Genomic DNA, 18,589 nt, shown 5'->3' with positions numbered 1-18,589 from the left:
CGAACACTTATCAAGCCTTCCTGTCTAACCTGTGGTTGTTGCCGGGTAAATACAGCGTTACCCGGCCATATCGCTTACAAAAATACCGGTTTAAGGGTTTCCAGCCAGGCATCCACCCGCTCGTCGGTCAGGTCATACTGGTTGTCCTGATCGATCACTAAGCCGACAAATTTATCCGCCTCCAGCGCCGATGAGGCGTTGAATTCATAGCCTTCATTCGGCCAGTGGCCAACAATCTGCGCGCCGCTGTTTTTCAGCACGTCATACAGCGCGCGCAGGCCACTGACGAAGTTATCCGGGTAGCCCACCTGGTCGCCAAGACCAAACAACGCCACGGTTTTACCGCTCAGGCTGTTGCTATCAAGCTGGGCGACAAACTCTCCCCATGACGCTTCCTCACAGCCAGCATTCAGCCCCGGTAGTTGCCCGTCGCCGAGCGTTGGTGTCCCCAGCAGCAGCACCGGATAAGAAAGAAACGTGTCAAGATCGGTACGGTTGATATTCACCGGCGCATCGGCCGCCGCACCCAGTTTTTTGTGGATCATTTTGGCAATCTTGCGGGTTTTGCCCGTATCAGTACCGAAGAAAATTCCAATGTTAGCCATCGCGTGCTCCTGTGAGAAAAAGTGTAAATCCGCCATGAACAGGCGGCTATCACCGGAGATATTGCGAAGGCTGTGCCAGTTTTTTTGCCGGGCAATGGCTGCACTGTATTGGCCCGTTATGCACCAGAGCGGCGCTTTTTTATCCGCCAGAATGGCCTCTGCTGCGCACAGCCAGAGGGCAAAAGACTAAAAATCGGCGGCAAACAGGGATCTGGATCAATCTTACGGCGAGTAACAGAGGTCAAAGGCGTATCCTTTGCATGGTTAATGAGCGTCCGTTTATGTTCGGATGAAAGTCGACAGGTGGCACAAATTGTCATAACTGCGACATTCCCATGTTGACCACAGGAGTTTGTGATGACCCTGAATATGATGATGGACGCCGCAGCGCCCGCCGAGATCGCCGGGGTGCTCTCACAACAGCATCCCGGGTTGTTTTTCACCATGGTTGAACAGGCTCCCGTCGCGATTTCACTGACCGATGCCAATGCCCATATTCTGTACGCCAACCCCGCATTTTGCCGCCAGTCGGGGTATGAGCTGGAAGAGTTGTTGCAGCAAAACCCGCGCCTGCTTGCCAGTAAACAGACGCCGCGTGAAATCTATCAGGATATGTGGCACACCCTGCTGCAACATCGTCCGTGGCGCGGGCAACTGATCAATCGTCGCCGCGACGGCAGCCTGTTTCTGGTGGAAATCGACATCACCCCGCTGTTTAATGCGTTCGGCAAACTCGAACATTACCTGGCAATGCAGCGCGACATCAGCGCCAGCTACGCACTGGAACAGCGGCTGCGCAATCATATGACGCTAACCGAAGCCGTGTTGAATAACATTCCGGCGGCAGTTGTGGTGGTTGATGAACGCGATCAGGTGGTAATGGATAACCTCGTCTACAAAACCTTTTGCGCCGATTGCGGTGGTAAAGAGCTGCTCACCGAACTCAATTTTTCCGCCCGTAAGGCGGAACTGGCTCAGGGCCAGGTGCTGCCAGTAGCGCTGCGTGGCAGCGTGCGCTGGTTGTCCGTCACCAGTTGGGCGCTGCCGGGCGTCAGTGAAGAAGCGGGCCGCTACTTTATTGATAGCGCCGTGCCGCGCACGCTGGTGGTGATCACCGACAATACCCAGCACCAGCAACAACAGGAACAGGGGCGCCTTGATCGTCTGAAACAGCAGATAACTAGCGGTAAATTGCTGGCGGCGATCCGCGAATCGCTGGACGCCGCGCTGGTGCAACTCAATTGCCCGATCAATATGCTGGCCGCCGCGCGCCGTTTAAATGGCGACGATCACAGCAATCTGGCGCTGGATGCCGCCTGGCGTGAAGGCGAAGAAGCGATGGCGCGGCTGCAACGCTGCCGTCCGTCGCTGGAGCTGGAAAGCCCGGCAGTTTGGCCACTTCAGCCTTTCCTTGACGACCTGCGCGCCCTGTATCACACCCGATATAACCAGGGCGAAAACCTGCAAATTGAGCTGGAATCCCCCGATCTGGTGGGCTTTGGCCAGCGAACACAACTGCTTGCCTGCCTGAGCCTGTGGCTCGACAGAACCCTGGATATTGCCGCTGAGCTACGTGATTTCACGGTGCAGACTCAGCTTTACGCCCGCGAAGAGAGCGGCTGGCTGTCGTTCTATTTAAATGACAATGTGCCGCTGATTCAGGTGCGCTATACCCATTCCCCCGATGCACTCAATGCTCCCGGTAAAGGCATGGAGCTGCGGTTGATCCAGACACTGGTCGCCCACCATCGCGGCGCAATAGAACTGACCTCCCGACCTCAGGGAGGCACCTGCCTGACCCTGCGTTTCCCGTTATTTCATTCATTGACCGGAGGCTCACTATGACTCAGCGAACCGAGTCGGGTACCACCGTCTGGCGCTTTGACCTCTCCCAGCAGTTTACCGCCATGCAGCGTATCAGCGTGGTGTTAAGCCGGGCGACGGAGGTCGGGCAGACGCTACAGGAAGTGCTATGCGTGCTGCACAATGATGCCTTTATGCAGCACGGGATGATCTGCCTGTACGACAGCCAACAAACGATCCTTACCATTGAAGCCTTGCAGGAGGCCGATCAACAGCTTATTCCCGGCAGTTCGCAGATTCGCTACCGTCCGGGTGAAGGGCTGGTCGGCACGGTGTTGTCGCAGGGGCAATCTCTTGTGCTGCCCTGTGTCTCCGACGATCAGCGTTTTCTCGATCGCCTTGGATTATATGATTACAGCCTGCCGTTTATTGCCGTGCCGCTGATGGGCCCAAACTCACAGCCTATCGGTGTGCTGGCCGCCCAGCCAATGGCCCGCTACGAGGAGCGGCTGCCTGCCTGCACGCGTTTTCTGGAAACCGTCGCCAATCTGGTGGCGCAAACCGTCCGCCTGATGACACCGCCCAGCGTCTCGCCCTCACCTCGTGCAGCCGCCACGCAGATCGCCAGCCAGCGAGGGTGCTCGCCGTCGCGATCGTTTGGCTTTGAAAATATGGTCGGTAAAAGCGCGGCCATGCGCCAGACGCTGGAAATTATTCGCCAGGTATCGCGCTGGGACACCACCGTGCTGGTGCGTGGCGAAAGCGGAACCGGTAAAGAGCTGATTGCCAATGCTATCCACCACAATTCACCGCGCGCCGCCGCGCCGTTTGTAAAATTCAACTGTGCGGCTCTGCCTGATACGCTGCTGGAGAGTGAACTCTTCGGCCATGAAAAAGGGGCGTTTACGGGTGCGGTACGCCAGCGCAAGGGCCGCTTTGAACTGGCGGATGGCGGTACGCTGTTTCTTGATGAGATCGGCGAAAGTAGCGCCTCGTTTCAGGCGAAACTGCTGCGTATCTTGCAGGAAGGCGAAATGGAACGCGTCGGTGGAGATGAAACGCTGCAGGTGAACGTACGGATCATTGCCGCCACCAACCGCAATCTGGAAGAGGAAGTTCGGCTGGGGAATTTTCGCGAAGATCTCTACTATCGCCTCAATGTGATGCCGATCTCCCTGCCCCCGCTCCGCGAGCGGCAGGAGGACATTGCCGAGCTGGCACACTTTCTGGTGCGTAAAATCGCGCAAAACCAGAACCGCACGCTGCGCATCAGCGATGGCGCAATCCGTTTGTTGATGAGCTATAGCTGGCCCGGAAACGTGCGTGAACTGGAAAACTGCCTTGAGCGATCGGCTGTAATGTCGGAAAGCGGGCTGATCGATCGCGACGTGATTTTGTTTCACCACCGGGAGAATCTGCCAAAACCGCCGCAACCCAGCACACTACACGAAGAGAGCTGGCTCGATCAGAACCTCGACGAGCGACAAAGATTGATCGCCGCGCTGGAGAAAGCCGGTTGGGTACAGGCAAAAGCAGCACGTTTGCTGGGAATGACCCCGCGCCAGGTGGCTTACCGTATTCAGACGATGGACATTACCATGCCGAGAATGTAATGCAGGCTTTTGTGACATTCAACACATTGTCAGCCAAACGCCACAAACTCGACAAACAAACGACGGCACGGTGAATTTAAAACATTAATTTTCAGCAAGTTACAGAAATAATAAGCGGTACAGGTTTTGCAGCAAGAGGTTATGACCACACAACCAAGGTACGCCCATGACTTCCTGCTTATCCGCCGCTGGCGGTTCACGCTGTCACACCGGGCAGCGCGAACCTTTATCTGATGTTGTTGCCGGTAAGGTCGCGTCGCACCCCTGCTACTCGCAAAACGGTCATCACCGCTATGCCCGTATGCATCTGCCGGTCGCGCCTGCCTGTAACCTGCAATGTAACTACTGCAACCGCAAATTTGATTGCAGTAATGAGTCGCGCCCCGGCGTGTCGTCATCTCTGCTGACGCCAGAACAGGCGGTAGCCAAAGTGCGCCATGTAGCCGCAGTGATCCCACAATTGTCAGTGGTTGGCATCGCCGGGCCTGGTGACCCACTGGCCAATATTCAACGCACCTTCACCACCCTGGAAATGGTGCGCGAACAGCTCCCCGACCTGAAACTTTGCCTCTCAACCAACGGGCTGATGCTACCGGATGCGGTAGAGAGACTGGTGAATGTTGGTGTTGACCATGTCACGGTGACGATTAATACATTGGATGCGGATATCGCGGCGCAAATTTACGCCTGGCTGTGGCTTGATGGTGAACGCTACAGCGGGCGTGAAGCCGGCGAGATCCTGATTGCCCGCCAGCTTGAAGGTGTGCGTTGCCTGACGGCTAAAGGTGTGCTGGTGAAGATCAACTCGGTATTGATCCCCGGCATCAACGATGGTGCCCTAAGCGATGTCAGCCGTGAACTGCGCGCCAGCGGGGCCTTTATTCACAATATTATGCCGCTGATCGCCCGGCCGGAGCACGGTACGGTATTCGGCCTGAATGGGCAGCCGGAACCGAATGCACAGATGATAGCCCAGGTGCGCGAGCGTTGCGGCGAAGTGATGCCGCAGATGACGCACTGCCAGCAGTGCCGTGCTGACGCGATTGGTATGCTCGGCGAGGATCGCAGCCAGCAGTTTGCTCTGACGCCGGTTGAAGAGTCCCCGCAGCCGTGGTTGCCGACGCTTTACCGCCGGGCGCAGTTACATGCCAGCATTGCCACGCGCGGCGAATCGGAAGAGCCAGATGCCTGCCTGGTGGCGGTCGCCTCCACGCGTGGCGATGCGATTGATTGCCACTTTGGTCATGCCGATCGTTTTCGCATTTACAGCCTGTCGGCAGCGGGCGCTGTGCTGGTCAATGAGCGCTTTACGCCGAAATTTTGTCAGAGAAGCGACAACTGTGAACCGCAGGAAAGCGACGCGCGGATGACGGCAGTTCTCGATCTGCTGGCCGATGTGAAAGCGGTATTCTGCGCCCGTATTGGCTACGCACCGTGGCAAAAACTGGAAGCGCGCGGCATTCAACCTTGCGTCGATCACGCCTGGCAACCGGTTAACGAGGCGCTGACCGGCTGGTGGCAACTATGGCGTAAAACTACGCCGTCCGATCCGGCGTCACAGGGGGTGGCATGATGCCTGTTCACGACTGGCTGCGGCGTTTGCTGTGGCTCTATGCACACGGAGAAGGCTGTTATCCGCTGATGATGGGCCTGCGGGCAACCGAGTGGGATGCCCTGCAAGCGCAGTTCGATCCCCCCTCGCAGCCTATGCCCGCCGATTGTTTGCTGCGGCAAAAGCTGATGACCGAGTTGAATGCCACCCGCAGCGATGAACAGCAACAACTGGCGCAGTGGCTGGCGAGCTATATGGCACCAGGCGCGGCGCCGATGCACAACATTATCGCCAGCGTTTCACTGGCATTTAATCATCTGTGGCAGGATCTGGGGCTAAGCTCGCGTCAGGAGTTGCGCGAGTTAATGAGCGACTGTTTTCCACTGCTGGTAGAAATGAACAGCGAAAATATGCGCTGGAAAAAGTTTTTTTATCGTCAGCGCTGTCTGCATTCCGCTGGCGAACTTATTTGCCGTTCCCCAAGTTGCGATGCCTGCTGCGAACGCGTGTTCTGTTTTGCCCCTTCCTGAATATATATTTCACGCGGCCCGCTAACCTTAAGTGAAACGGGCCACTCCTGCCGCGCATTTATTATTTGTTGCCCTCTATTTTTTAATAGTTAAAGTGAAATATCCTGCAACAATCACATGGATCCTGTACTGTTACTTATATAGTGGCATAACGAAGATAAGCAGTACGCAGGTACGCGAGGTGGCAAATGTACTCTTTTGTAGCCAGACAGGCGATTTTTGATAACCTACTGAATACCGTCGGTTATGAACTGCTCTTCAGGAACAGTATGGATAACCGATTCCCGGATGTTTCCGCCGAGCAGGCCACGACTCAACTGATTGAAGAGCAATTTCTTAGCGCTCCAGTAGGGCGTAAAAACGACAACAGTACCGTATATGTCAATTTCCCCTACCAGTTACTGGTTCAGGGGCTGGCGGAGACGCTGCCAAAGAATCGCGTGGTGATTGAAATACTCGAAGATGCCAGCCCGGATCGCTCATTGCTGGAAGCGGTAAAACGTATGCATACCCAGGGCTTTCGCATCGCGCTGGATGATTTCAGCCCTGGTAACGAGTGGGATGCCTTTATTCCCTATATTGACGTGATTAAATTTGATATAAGGAAAAGCCCACGCGAGGAAATCGACCATTATATTCGCACTCACAGCGAGTCGTTACGTCATGCCGTATTACTGGCAGAAAAAGTGGAAACCTATGATGAATATGAATCCTATAAAAAATTGGGTTTTCATCTTTTCCAGGGTTATTTTTTCAGCAAACCGGTGGTCACCAAACGGAATAAACTGGTACAAAACCAGGCATTTGCCCTGAAATTAATGCAGGAAGTGAACGTTGAATCGCCAAACCTTAATAAAATTGAAGAATTGTTAAAACGTGATGTCACGTTGTCGTTTAAAATTATGCGCTATGCGCAAAATATCCTCTATAACACCCGTGGCATATGCGGTTTCCGTAACCAGTCGCTGCGAGATATTGTGGTCTACCTTGGCATTAATGGAATGCGGCGCTTCGTATTGATGGCCTGTCTGACCTCCTTCGACAACGTAACCACTACGGAAATTTATTATCTGAGCCTGATTCGCGCTAAATTCTGTGAACTGGTTGCAGAACGAACTTCCGCCGCCAGTCTCAGCAATGATGCATTTATGGTCGGTCTGTTTTCACTGCTGGATGTGATCCTCGGCTTGCCGCTCGGAGAGTTAATGAGCCAAATCGCTGTATCGCCGGAGGTTGCAACCGCACTGGAAAAAGAGAGCGGTAAACTCTATCCGTTTGTGCAGCTCGCGCGTCTTTTCGAGCTGAGAAAATGGGAAGAAGTAAGTGACATCACCCACAAAATCGGCTTGACCGATTCCGCCATCGTAGAGTTAATGAACCAGGCGACAAAGTGGGCAGATGAGCTACCATTAAGCCTGTCGCATTAATTTTCACCTTTTTTTTCAGCGTGCGTAAAATAATCAACTCCTGCACACCACTATTGTGTGAAACATTATTTCACTTCATACGAATACAAGTTAGTTATATTATTAATAGTCAAAATGGCTTTATCCTAAATTACGCTTTGCGATGTGAGTTTTTGCATAATAATCTGAGTAAATTGTGATATTGATCAGATAAATAAATCAATAAAATCCCCAAAACTGCCGTTATTAATACTACATCCCTTTTCACGCAGCGTTGAAACATGAAAAAATTAGCACAAGCCACCGTATTGACTAAGTTGCTCATCGGTTTCTCTATCCTCATTGTTATGATGTTACTGTTGGGCATTGTGTCCATTTATCAGCTCAATATGAGCAACGATCATATTGATCAGTTCCGCAAAAATCGCACGCCGGGTGTGCGCTATACCCTTGAAATGCGTGGTGTGTTAGCTGAAATGCGCTTACAGCAGGTTCAGTACATTGCCTCGACAACGCCGGAATCGCTGGAGCAGCATCGCGGCGAATTGCTGCAAAACCAGGAAACGTTCCTGCGCGCGCAGCAGGCTTACGCCAATATCTCGGCGCACGATCCACAAGAGATGCGCACCCTCTTCTCCACGGTTGTCGACAACTTTAAAAACTTCATCGAAGTCAACGCCAAAGTCATCGAAGAGATGAAAAGCGGCAACGCCGCAGAAGCCGCCAAAATCAGCGGCGCCGTGTCGGCGAAATACCGCACGCAGTTGATGAAAGACCTGGCCACGCTGGTGGATATGGAAGTCGCACTCGGCAATGCTGCCGGTGAAGCCTCTCAGGCGGCTTATAAACAGGCGATCTATATGCTGAGCGGTTTACTGCTGCTGGCGCTGATTGCAACCGCCGTGATAGCCCTGTTTATCTCGCGTAACCTGGCGCGCCAGCTTGGCGGCGAACCGGCTTATGCGGTGTCGATCATGAAAGAAATTGCCGCAGGGAATCTGGGTACGCAGGTCAAACTGCGCGACAACGATACCCAGAGCCTGCTGGCGACCATCCACTTTATGAATGCCCGACTGGCCGGGATCATTAACGGTATTATCGACGGCAGTGAATCCATTTCCCACGCCGCCAGCGAAATCTCCGAAGGCAACAACGATTTGTCACAGCGTACCGAAGAACAGGCCGCCTCGCTGGTACAAACGTCGTCGAACATGCAGCAAATCACGGAGAACGTGAAGAGTAACGCGGAAAACGCCCGTAAAGCGAGCGACCTGGCGCGTCAGACCTCGCAGACCGCAGTCAAAGGCGGTAAAGAGGTGGATGACATGCTGAAACGCATGCATGAAATTTCAGCCAGCTCGCAGAAAATTGTCGACATTATTTCCGTCATTGAAGGTATCGCTTTCCAGACTAACATTCTGGCGCTGAACGCCGCCGTTGAAGCCGCCCGCGCCGGAGAACAGGGTAAAGGCTTTGCCGTGGTCGCCGGTGAAGTACGCAACCTGGCGCAGAAAAGCGCCGAGGCCGCAAAAGAGATCAAGCAACTAATCGAGGGAACGGTGGAGAAAATCACCGATGGCTCGCGCTACGCTGACACTGCCAGCCGGGCGATGGAAGAGATTGTCACCTCGGTGAACAAGGTGACGGATATTGTTGCGGAGATTTCGGCCGCCTCAACCGAACAGCATCAGGGCATTAAAGAGATCAGCGTCGCCATCGATCAGATGGATCAGGTTACTCAGCAGAACGCTACGTTGGTGGAACAGGCAGCCGTTGCCGCGCAGTCGATGACCGAGCAGAGCGAAGGCCTGCGCGATTCAGTACGTTACTTCCAGTTGGCACGCTAAAACCGCTTACAGGCCCGCCCGCCGGGCCTGCTTATTCGTTGGATCACTCCAGATGCGCACGATCAAGGCCATAGGCCTTATCCAGCGCGCCCGGCAGCGTGCGTGACGCAATCATCAGGCGATTCCAGGCATTGATAATGGCGATCGCAAATGTCAGTTCAGACAATTCCACTTCACTGAAATGCTCACGCGCTTCGCGGTACAACGCATCCGGTACGCCATCGACACCCGGCTGAGTGAGTGCTTCGCTCAGCGCCAGTGCTGCTTTCTCTTTTGCGGTGAACAGCGGCGACTCACGCCAGATAGCCACATGGTAGAGACGCAGTTCGCGCTCACCGTGGAGTTTGGCCTGTTTCACATGCATATCCAGACAAAAAGCGCAGCCATTGAGCTGTGATGCCCGAATATCGACCAGATTTTTAAGGGTAATATCCAGGCTGCTGTTATGCGATGCCTGGCTGGCATCGGACAGGGTTTTGACCAACGCCGGAACGGTCTGGAAAAGATTGATGCGGGAGCTCATGTTTTTTACCTCGTAGAGTGGTTCGACCGGGGTTATATTACTGCCTTATGCCATAGTAAAAAGATGCAAAACCATAAAATAAAGGTAGGACATGAAGCCCGGCTATAAGAGCATTTATGAGCAGTATCGCCATAGTATTGTCAGCGGGTTACTGAAGCCTGGCGACAAAGTTCCCTCTGTGCGCGTGCTGGCCAGCGAATTAGGTGTGGCGCGTAAAACCGTCGAAACCGCATGGGCAATTCTGATTGGCGAAGGTTACCTTATTAGCCAGGGCGCTCGCGGTACGCGGGTGAACCCGGATCTGATTCTGCCAGCGCAGAAACCGGCGTCGAAGCAATCCATTGTCGAAGAAAAACCACGCGCTATGATGGAAGTGTTGCGCGATCAGCAAGGATTCTTGCGCCTCGGTATTCCGTCGCTGGATGCCTTCCCTTACAAGAAATGGCTGCTGCTGTGCGGCAAAGCGGTACGATCCATGCAGCCGCTGGAGATGACCAATCCCCCGTTGGTGGGTTATACGCCGCTGCGTGAAGCCATCGCCCATTATGTGAATGTCTCGCGCGGGTTATCCTGCTCCGCAGAGCAGGTTTTTATTACCAGTGGTTACAGCAATAACCTGCGCCTGATCCTTAATACGCTGGCGACAGAACGTGACAAGGTGCTATTCGAAGATCCTGGTTACTTTTTTGGTCAGCAGGCGCTGAAACGCGCCGCCGCCAACCTGCACTTTGTGCCGGTTGATGATCAAGGCGTGAATGTCGATTATTTACTGCGTTATCATAATGATGCTCATCTGCTCTTTGTGACACCGTCACATCAAAGCCCGCTTGCAGTTACGTTGTCACTGCCGCGCAAACACCAGTTGCTGAAGTGGGCCAGCCAGAATGAGAGTTGGATCATCGAAGATGATTATGACGGCGAGTTCCACTACACCCGGAAAGTCCTGCCGGCGATGAAGAGCCTCGATAGAGATGATCGGGTCATCTATATGGGGACATTTAGCAAGACGGTGATGCCCGCCCTGCGCATTGGCTACCTTGTGTTACCCCGCGCTGCGCTCGCCCGTTTCCACGAAACCGCCGCGCTGACCGAAAGCGGCCAGCCAGTACTGACACAAAAAATTCTCGCCGCCTTTCTTGGCGAAGGCCATTTTTATCAACATCTGAAAAAAATGCGCACACTCTACTCGCAACGCAGAAAGCACATGCTGACCGCGCTGGAGAACATTTATCCGCACCTGTTCAACGTGGAAGTTAGCGATGGGGGCATGCATATCATCGCGTTTTTACGTACCAGCACGCAGGATGTGGCACTGGCGGAGATCTGGCAGTGCCATGATTTGCAGGTCAGTCCGCTATCGCGTTGGTATAACCAAACCAGCAAACGTTATGGCCTGATTATTGGCTATACCAATGTGCGATCGTATGCGGAAGCAGAAGCGTTATTGCAGCGCCCGGCTACAGAAACGCGGGCGCTGCTGGCGAGCAGTAGAAGTTCAGGGCAAACTACTAACGAAGGAGAGATCCCACGCCGTAGCGAGAAGAGATAAGCTGACAACCAACGTTACGGCCAGCGATATCGTTCTGTCTGAGTTTTCCATCGCGCGTCCCTCTTTACGGTGAGTAATGTCATTAAAGCTCAAAAATGCGTAATGTGTCTTACTCTCAAGTCCTAAAGATTAGGTTAATTGATAATTTTTGTCTGCGGTCATTTTGTGCGGTAACGTTTTTTCGCCCTGCATTTGCAGCAGATCGATCTCGATAGCATTGCAAATCGCATCCAGCGGCAGATCGTTATCCTCGAAGCCAAACGGCTCTTCCAGCTCTTCCGCCAGCGTATCCAGCGAGATAAATGTGTAAGAGATCAGCACGGAAACAAACGGCGTCATGTAGTGCAAATCCACCACCAGCGCAAACGGCAACATAATGCAGAACAGATAGACCGTGCGGTGCAGAATCAGTGAATAAGCAAAAGGCAGCGGTGTGGTAAAAATGCGCTCGCAGCCGGAAAGTACCACGGACATATCATGTAGCCGCTGGGTAATGCTCTGGAATAAGATGTCAGAAAGCGTCCCCTGCGCACGACGCTCTCCCAACCACTCCGCCATGATCAGCAGGATGCGGTTCGTGGGCGAATGCACCTCCAGCACCACCTGCAACTCTTCAACCGTTAAATATTTCGCCAGCGTTTCCGCCTGCGATTTACGCCGCAGCGTCATGCGCAGGCTGTGAGCAAAAGCCACCTGAAGACGAATAAAATGCGTGATATCACTTTCATTCGGTAACGTGGTTTTTACTTCCCGCAGCAATGAGCGTGAGGCAATCATCAATTGTCCCCACAGTACACGCGCTTCGCTGTAGCGCGAATAACAGGCGTTATTGCGAAACCCAAGAAAGATGGCGATAGCCACGCCGAGAATGCTGAATGGCGCGACGGTCAGTTTGATGCCCAGCGAGGTATACCAGGGAAGCATCAACACCACGGCGATGGAGAGCAGGAAGTTCATGAACAGACGTGAACTGATTTTCGGCAGTACTGAGCCGTGCCAGACGAAAAGACGGGGAAGCCAGTGTTGTTGTGGTCGAACGATCATGGTTTAGTTGCAGGCAAAAGGGATAGCTTCGCTATTAAACGTGATCGCAATCACAGTTGCAAGTTTGCTAATAAATTGTGACGAAGAGGCAACCTGGCTGACACTAATTGGCACAGAAGTTACTGAAACCTGTTATACAACCATAATAAAGTATGTTGTAACTAATATGAAGTAAAACGTTCGGCATAAAAACCCGGCCGCAACCGGGTTCTCCTGTTCAGCGTTGGCCGCTTAACACAGCGGTTTTACCGCTTCACGCATGCCACGCAGCAGAATCGCATCCAGATCCAGCGACACCTGTTCTACCAGGCCTGTGACTTTGCTCAGATCCTGTTCCCAGTGTTCACTGACGGACAACACGGTTTTCACCAGTTCGCTGGTGCTGATCTGGCGATCGCCGTGCTGGCTCCACAACTGCTGGTAGCGTTCGATCCAGTGCGCATCGTCCTGTACCGGATACGGCTGCCCATTACGCTCAGCGCGGTAGAATGCAATCAGCGCGGCAAGAGCGAAAGTCAGACGTGCAGGCAGTTTACCGGTCGCTTTCTGCCCTGCCAGCAACTGCGGCAGAATACGGGTACGGAATTTGGTCATGCCGTTCAGCGCAATCGACAGCAACTGATGTTTGATGTAAGGGTTGCGAAAACGCCCGGTCACGGCGCTGGCGAACGATTCCAGCTCATCGCGCGGCAGATCGAGCACCGGAATGATCTCTTCATAAATCGCTTTTTCAACAAACGCACAGATTTCACTGTCGTTCATCGCTTCACCGACGGTATCCAGACCAGCCTGGAATGCCACCGGTACCAGCGCGGTATGGGCGCCGTTGAGGATCGCCACTTTACGCTCTTTGTACGGCTTAATGTCGTCAACAATCAGGACGTTAAGCGGCAGTTTATCGAGACGCAGTTCGGAGGCCAGTGATTTCGGCCCCTGAATCACAAACAGATAGAAGTGCTCTGCGGTGTCGAGGAAGCTATCGCGGTAGCCCAGCTCAGCTTCCAGTTTCGCCACTTCATCACGCGGATAACCGGTTACGATACGGTCAACCAGCGTGGAACAGAAATCGTTCGCCGCATCCAGCCACTGGAGGAATTCTGCACCCAGCGCCCACTCCTGCGCATAACGCACGACCAGTTCATGCAGCGCGTCGCCGTTGTAATCAATCAGTTCACACGGAATGATCACCCAGCCTTTATCGGCCGCGCCAGCGAAGTGGCGGAAGCGTTCGAACAGCAGACGGGTCAGTTTTGCCGGATAACTGACGGCCGGCGCATCGTCGAATTTATCGCCCGCATGGTAGCTGATACCGGCTTCCGTGGTGTTGGAGAACACAAAACGGATATTCGGGTTGTGTGCCAGTTTCAGGAACTCATCGTACTGACCATAGACACTGATTTCGCGGTTAACAGAGCGGATAAGACGCGCATCGCTCACCGCTTCGCCCTGCTCGTTCAGGCCGCGAATAATCGTGGTATAGAGGCCATCCTGCGTACTCAGAGACGGCGGGAAATCACTCTGGATCGGGCGAACGACCACCACACCGGCGTCAAGGTCGGTGTGCTCGTTCAGCAGATCGATTTGCCAGTCAACAAAAGCGCGCAAGAAATTCCCTTCGCCGAACTGAATAATGCGTTCAGGGTATTCAGCACCGGGAAAGTTGCGACGATTTAAAGTGTTCACAGTGGGCTCCTATTTGATTAGTCATACAACCTTTGTAAATTGGTGTAATAACTTACCAGACTTTTAAACCATGGAACCCTGTTTTGATCAAAATGGGCCGTCTTATTAGACCAAATTAGATAAACTTGTAAAAAATTGTCGTGCCCGTCACATTTCCGTCCGGCATCAGCGCATAGCGTGGGATCTCACCAGCGCGTTGCCAGCCAGATTGTTGGTAGAAATATTCCGCTCCGCTACCAGTGGCGGTGTCCAGTACCAGCACCGTTTTCCCGTTTTCGCGCGCGGCATGCTCCAGCGCTGCCATCAAACGATTCGCCAGCCCCTGACGGCGCGCTTTTTCGTGAACCAGTAATTTAGCGACATCCGCGCGATGCGGTTGGTTTTCCGGTTGAGCGAGCACCATCTGCACGGTGCCGACAATTTCTCCCTGCCCGTCCTGCGCCACCAGCACAATACGTTCGCCTCGCGCGACGCTCGCCGCAACAGCAGACCAGAATTGCCGGGATTTTTCCCGCGACAGCGGGTGCATAAAACTGACGGAAGCGCCGCCGGAAACACAGTTTTCCAGCACCTCGCAAAGGGAATCGATGTGGGAAGCAAACATCTCGCTCGTGATAGCGTGGATTTGATAAGTGGTCATTTTAATTCCTTATAAAACAGCCACTATCTTATTTGCCTGTTAGCTACACAAGGTCGAAGCTATAGGTTTTTGTGATGTTTTACCGGACGTGGTTGTTAGATGTTTTCATGGCGCGCATTTTCTGAACCGCGTCTTTAATCCATGGGCTCAGCTCGCCATTGCCGTTGTGATCAAACTCACTCACGCCCCAGGAAAAGTGCAGCTTCCACGCTTTTCCGGAAGTCTGATTCCACGCCTCAACCTGTTCGACCAGATGCTGCATAGCGATCCACGCCCCCTGCTCACCGGTGTCGGAAAAGACAATGGCGAATTCGGCACTGCCGTAACGCACCCGCAGATCGGCTTCACGCAGGCTGTCGGTCATCACCGAAGCCATCGCTTTCAGCGCTTCATCGCCTTCGTCATACCCCCAGGAATCATTAATCTCGTTGAAGTTATCCAGCTCGATCCACGCCAGCGTTAGCGGCTCAGCCCGACGGCGAGCGCCGTAAATGGCAAACTTCGCCAGGCTGTCAAAACCGCGACGGTTAAACAGCCCGGTTAGCTCATCGGTAGTGGCAGCGCTCATCACCGCGAATTCATCTTCGGCGATAGTGGCGAAATCTTTCAGGCTATCCAGATCAGCATTGCTCAATTCACGCGGCTCTTTGTCGATCAGACAAAACGATCCCACCACCGCGCCATCCGGCAGACGCAGCGGATACCCGGCATAAAAACGGATCGGTTTGTCACCGATAACCAGTGGATTATCGGCAAAGCGTTCATCACGAGAGCTATCCAGGATGATCAACGGTTCCGGGTGCAAAATGGTATGGCCGCAAAAGGAAATTTTTCGGGGTATCGTTTCTTCACGGGGGTAGCCATCGCAGGATTTAAAATACAGGGTATCTTTGTCCAATAGCGTAATCATCGCTGCCTGCACGTTAAACATGCGTTTAGCTAGCCGGGTCAGGCGGTCAAGCCGCTCGGAGACACAACCTTCAAGCAGCCCGGAATTGTGTAGTGAAGCAAGACGTTGTTCTTCATCCACGGGAGTAGCAGGTATTTGCATAGGATGTCGATCTCTTTATTTTTTCGGGCCGTTTCCGCAAACAGAAAAAAGTGTCGATCAATTCGCAGGATACAGCGTAAAGCTTAGCCTATTCGGCACGTTTGTCAGTGGGAGTAGATCTGGTTTTTACCCAGTCTTTTTGCCTGGTACAGCGCGTCATCCGCCGCTTTTAACCAGTCAGTTACGTCATTCATGCCCGGAAGTGCGCGGGCAATGCCAATGCTTAAAGTGCATTTAAAGTCATAATCCTGCACGACAGTCATCACTGCTGCCGCATCCATAATGCGCGTTGCGATGGTATGCGCCTCTTCCTGCGGCATGTCCGGCAAGAGGATCACAAACTCATCGCCGCCCAGGCGCGCGGGCGTGTCTATTTTACGGGTGGAGATATGCAAAATCTTTGACACCGCTACCAGCAGAGCATCGCCGACTTTGTGACCAAACCGGTCATTGACTTCTTTGAAATTATCAATATCGATAAACATCAGCGATGAGTGGCCTGGCGTGGTGCGCAATTTGTCCAGTTCATACTGGATACGTTTTTCCAGCAGGCGGCGGTTCGCGATATCAAGTAGCGGATCCATCATCGCGATGTGCTCCAGCTCGCGGCTTTTCATCCGCAATTTCACCGCCATGCTGTTGGTCAGTGCACTCAGCGCCAGCATATAAATACCAATCAGCGGCAATGTGGCGAACATTGTACGCTGGGTGACCAGCATATCGAACGGGGTACCAAGCACAATCCAGCTCAGAATAAATACCGACAGTAGCGCCAGTGCCGCTTTGCGCATCAAAACAAAACCGCCTGCCGATAAACGATCGCTAAGCAGAATGGTAGCAATCACCACTGAAGGCAGCGGATTCACCGCCATAAGTGCGATCCACAAACCTCCCGCGCCCGCATCGATCACCAGGTTCTGATGCTCAATTTGTAGCGGCAGTTGCGCTTTGCGCGCGCGCAGGAAAGCAAGAGTCGGCCAGAGAAAGGCATTCGCAGCCAGCAAGAGAATACACCACAGCGGACGCTGTAATTCGAGCAGAACAGAAAGAATAGGGAAAAAACACAGCAGTGTTCCCAGAATACGCATCAGATACATTCGCCTGACATAACGACTGCCAACAACACGCTCATTTTTATTCAACTTGTCCGGCTCGATCATGTCGCGTTACATCCCGCTGCGTACAGAAGTCAATAGTATTAACCTTAAAAATGAGTAGCAAGTAATTTAATAACTTAAAAATATTAATCCATTTCTGGTATTAATCGTGGGTTCAGAATGCAGCGTTAATTATCACGCAACGAAGTCGCGGAGGGTTTCTCCGCAACCTCGTTCTGGGTAGTGCGATTTCTCCCCTGTTTTTTCGACCGGTAGAGATTTTCATCAGCGATCGCCAACAACGAATTAAACATCTCCGTTAACTGCCAGGCATTGGTTTTGCCGCTGCTGATACCGATACTGACCGTCAAATGCAGTGTCTGCTGCCGCCACTGGAAAGAATGGTTCGCCACCGAAAGACGCAGCATTTCCGCCAGTTGCACACCCTCTTGCGGATCACGTGTGGTCGCCACCACTACAAACTCTTCGCCCCCCATGCGCGCTACCACCCCGCGATCGCCCAGCACCTGCTTTATCTGCCGGGCAAAGGAGGCAAGTACCTGGTCGCCACACTCATGGCCGTAGCTGTCATTCACGCTTTTAAAATAATCAATATCCAACAGCATCACTGACACATGCTTATCAGCAAAACGTTTGTCCTTGTGGTTCAGTACTTCATACAGCCCCGAACGTGAATAAACGCGGGTGAGAAAATCGAAATTCGCACGTAGAGAGACCTAGCGCATAAGGCGATTAACCGCCCCGACGCTGACGGAGACAATCACCGGGCAGATAGCCATGGTGGCAATCCCCAGGCGTGCAGAGAGCATATGCGGGATCTCCATTGGCGAAGCGATCGAGATATCAATCACATGGCTGGAGACGAGGATAATTTCCGCAGCACCGGTTAATAGCGTGATCAAACAGGTAAACGGCAGGGAATAGCGTACCGCGCACCAGATCAATGTCGGTAATGGAAACGCCAGACTGCCTGCCCCGCCGATCACTACCGACGCAATCGCCGAGACGACAACAGTGACAACCGGAATGCCTCGTTGCAGGGAGAATTGCGGTGGCTTGCGCGGCCACCTCATGGTCAGCACACCCGGCAGGATCAGTACGCCCGTAGAGAACTGTTCGCCAGACCAGTCGGCCAGCAACGGCCAGAACCCTTCGCCGTTAATGCCAACGGCCCCTATCGCGCCGACCAAACCGCACAACAGTGCAACCAGCAGACAATAACCAAACAACTTCAGGACACTGGTCGGTTCAGGCGTCTTAAGCATCTGGCGTCGTTTTGCGCCAATAAGTTGCGCCATGGTGATAATAAACACCATGTTGGAGAAGTTGATGATAAGCGAGGCCATACCCCAGTTGGTGGTAATCGCATCGTAAACCAGCATCGCGGCGTAGCTAATAAGGTAGTAGTGCCAGCGGCGGAGAAAAGCGTAGCGGGCAAACACCCCGGCCATCACCGCATTGAGCGGCCAGAACAGCGACAACTCTTCGACAAGGCGCATCATCGCGCCGAGAAAATAGAACAGTGTGGTCAGGATAAAAATAACTACCGCGTTAGTGAGCGGAGCCTCCTCCCGCAACAGGCGGAAAGGGGAGGAAAAAAATGCACGCATCAAATCTCAATCCAT

The 18,589-nt window shown here is 53.2% G+C and carries 14 protein-coding genes and 1 pseudogene; 7 read left to right on the top strand and 8 right to left on the bottom strand.

Annotated elements, in window-relative coordinates; translation table 11 throughout:
* Positions 1-74 precede the first annotated feature (74 nt).
* Positions 75-605 carry a flavodoxin gene (locus tag GA0061070_RS07710; protein ID WP_090135036.1) on the bottom strand — a complete coding sequence of 177 codons (531 nt, stop codon included), beginning with the start codon at positions 603-605 and terminating at the stop codon, positions 75-77.
* Between the two features lie 357 nt (positions 606-962).
* Here GA0061070_RS07710 and nifL point away from each other — a divergent pair, with 357 nt between their 5' ends.
* The 6 genes from nifL (at position 963) to GA0061070_RS07680 (ending at position 9,356) form a co-directional block, all read left to right on the top strand.
* Positions 963-2,450, top strand: coding sequence for a nitrogen fixation negative regulator NifL (nifL, locus tag GA0061070_RS07705; RefSeq protein WP_090135034.1), 1,488 nt, complete (start codon positions 963-965; stop codon positions 2,448-2,450).
* Positions 2,447-4,021 (top strand): nif-specific transcriptional activator NifA, encoded by a 1,575-nt coding sequence (gene nifA / locus GA0061070_RS07700; protein WP_090135032.1) that lies wholly within the window; start codon positions 2,447-2,449, stop codon positions 4,019-4,021. The genes nifL and nifA overlap by 4 nt, the downstream gene beginning before the upstream one ends.
* Before the next feature lie 166 nt (positions 4,022-4,187).
* The gene (gene nifB, locus GA0061070_RS07695) at positions 4,188-5,594 is read left to right on the top strand and encodes a nitrogenase cofactor biosynthesis protein NifB (protein WP_090135030.1); all 1,407 of its coding nucleotides are present in this window, start codon (positions 4,188-4,190) and stop codon (positions 5,592-5,594) included.
* Positions 5,594-6,103, top strand: a complete 510-nt coding sequence (locus GA0061070_RS07690) for a nitrogen fixation protein NifQ (protein ID WP_090135136.1) — start codon at positions 5,594-5,596, stop codon at positions 6,101-6,103. Before nifB ends, GA0061070_RS07690 begins: the two co-directional genes overlap by 1 nt.
* A 188-nt stretch (positions 6,104-6,291) precedes the next feature.
* On the top strand, positions 6,292-7,530 hold the full coding sequence (locus tag GA0061070_RS07685) for an EAL and HDOD domain-containing protein (RefSeq protein WP_090135029.1): 1,239 nt from the start codon (positions 6,292-6,294) through the stop codon (positions 7,528-7,530).
* Between the two features lie 260 nt (positions 7,531-7,790).
* Positions 7,791-9,356 carry a methyl-accepting chemotaxis protein gene (locus GA0061070_RS07680; RefSeq protein WP_090135027.1) on the top strand — a complete coding sequence of 522 codons (1,566 nt, stop codon included), beginning with the start codon at positions 7,791-7,793 and terminating at the stop codon, positions 9,354-9,356.
* A 43-nt stretch (positions 9,357-9,399) separates the two neighbouring features.
* Here the strand turns inward: GA0061070_RS07680 and GA0061070_RS07675 are convergent, their stop codons facing one another.
* On the bottom strand, positions 9,400-9,879 hold the full coding sequence (locus GA0061070_RS07675; protein WP_090135026.1) for a carboxymuconolactone decarboxylase family protein: 480 nt from the start codon (positions 9,877-9,879) through the stop codon (positions 9,400-9,402).
* A 91-nt stretch (positions 9,880-9,970) separates the two neighbouring features.
* On the opposite strand from GA0061070_RS07675, the gene pdxR reads away from it, so the two are divergent.
* Positions 9,971-11,428 (top strand): MocR-like pyridoxine biosynthesis transcription factor PdxR, encoded by a 1,458-nt coding sequence (gene pdxR, locus GA0061070_RS07670; RefSeq protein ID WP_244153058.1) that lies wholly within the window; start codon positions 9,971-9,973, stop codon positions 11,426-11,428.
* A 129-nt stretch (positions 11,429-11,557) separates the two neighbouring features.
* Here pdxR and GA0061070_RS07665 read toward each other — a convergent pair whose 3' ends face one another.
* From GA0061070_RS07665 to GA0061070_RS07640, 6 genes and pseudogenes are all read right to left on the bottom strand, one after another.
* Positions 11,558-12,472, bottom strand: coding sequence for a bestrophin family protein (locus GA0061070_RS07665; protein WP_090135024.1), 915 nt, complete (start codon positions 12,470-12,472; stop codon positions 11,558-11,560).
* 231 nt (positions 12,473-12,703) lie between these two features.
* Positions 12,704-14,155 carry a tagaturonate reductase gene (locus GA0061070_RS07660; protein ID WP_090135022.1) on the bottom strand — a complete coding sequence of 484 codons (1,452 nt, stop codon included), beginning with the start codon at positions 14,153-14,155 and terminating at the stop codon, positions 12,704-12,706.
* Positions 14,156-14,270: 115 nt separating this feature from the next.
* Complete coding sequence (locus GA0061070_RS07655) at positions 14,271-14,795, bottom strand: GNAT family N-acetyltransferase (RefSeq protein WP_090135020.1); 525 nt, start codon at positions 14,793-14,795, stop codon at positions 14,271-14,273.
* Positions 14,796-14,874: 79 nt separating this feature from the next.
* The gene (locus GA0061070_RS07650) at positions 14,875-15,846 is read right to left on the bottom strand and encodes a sensor domain-containing diguanylate cyclase (RefSeq protein ID WP_090135018.1); all 972 of its coding nucleotides are present in this window, start codon (positions 15,844-15,846) and stop codon (positions 14,875-14,877) included.
* 104 nt (positions 15,847-15,950) lie between these two features.
* Positions 15,951-16,943 (bottom strand): sensor domain-containing diguanylate cyclase, encoded by a 993-nt coding sequence (locus tag GA0061070_RS07645; protein WP_090135134.1) that lies wholly within the window; start codon positions 16,941-16,943, stop codon positions 15,951-15,953.
* A 188-nt stretch (positions 16,944-17,131) separates the two neighbouring features.
* Positions 17,132-18,574, bottom strand: a pseudogene (locus GA0061070_RS07640) (sensor domain-containing diguanylate cyclase).
* Between the last annotated feature and the right edge of the window lie 15 nt (positions 18,575-18,589).

The organism is Kosakonia oryziphila, from assembly GCF_900094795.1.
Classification (GTDB): Bacteria; Pseudomonadota; Gammaproteobacteria; order Enterobacterales; family Enterobacteriaceae; genus Kosakonia; species Kosakonia oryziphila.
This window is presented reverse-complemented; position numbering and strand designations above follow the sequence as displayed.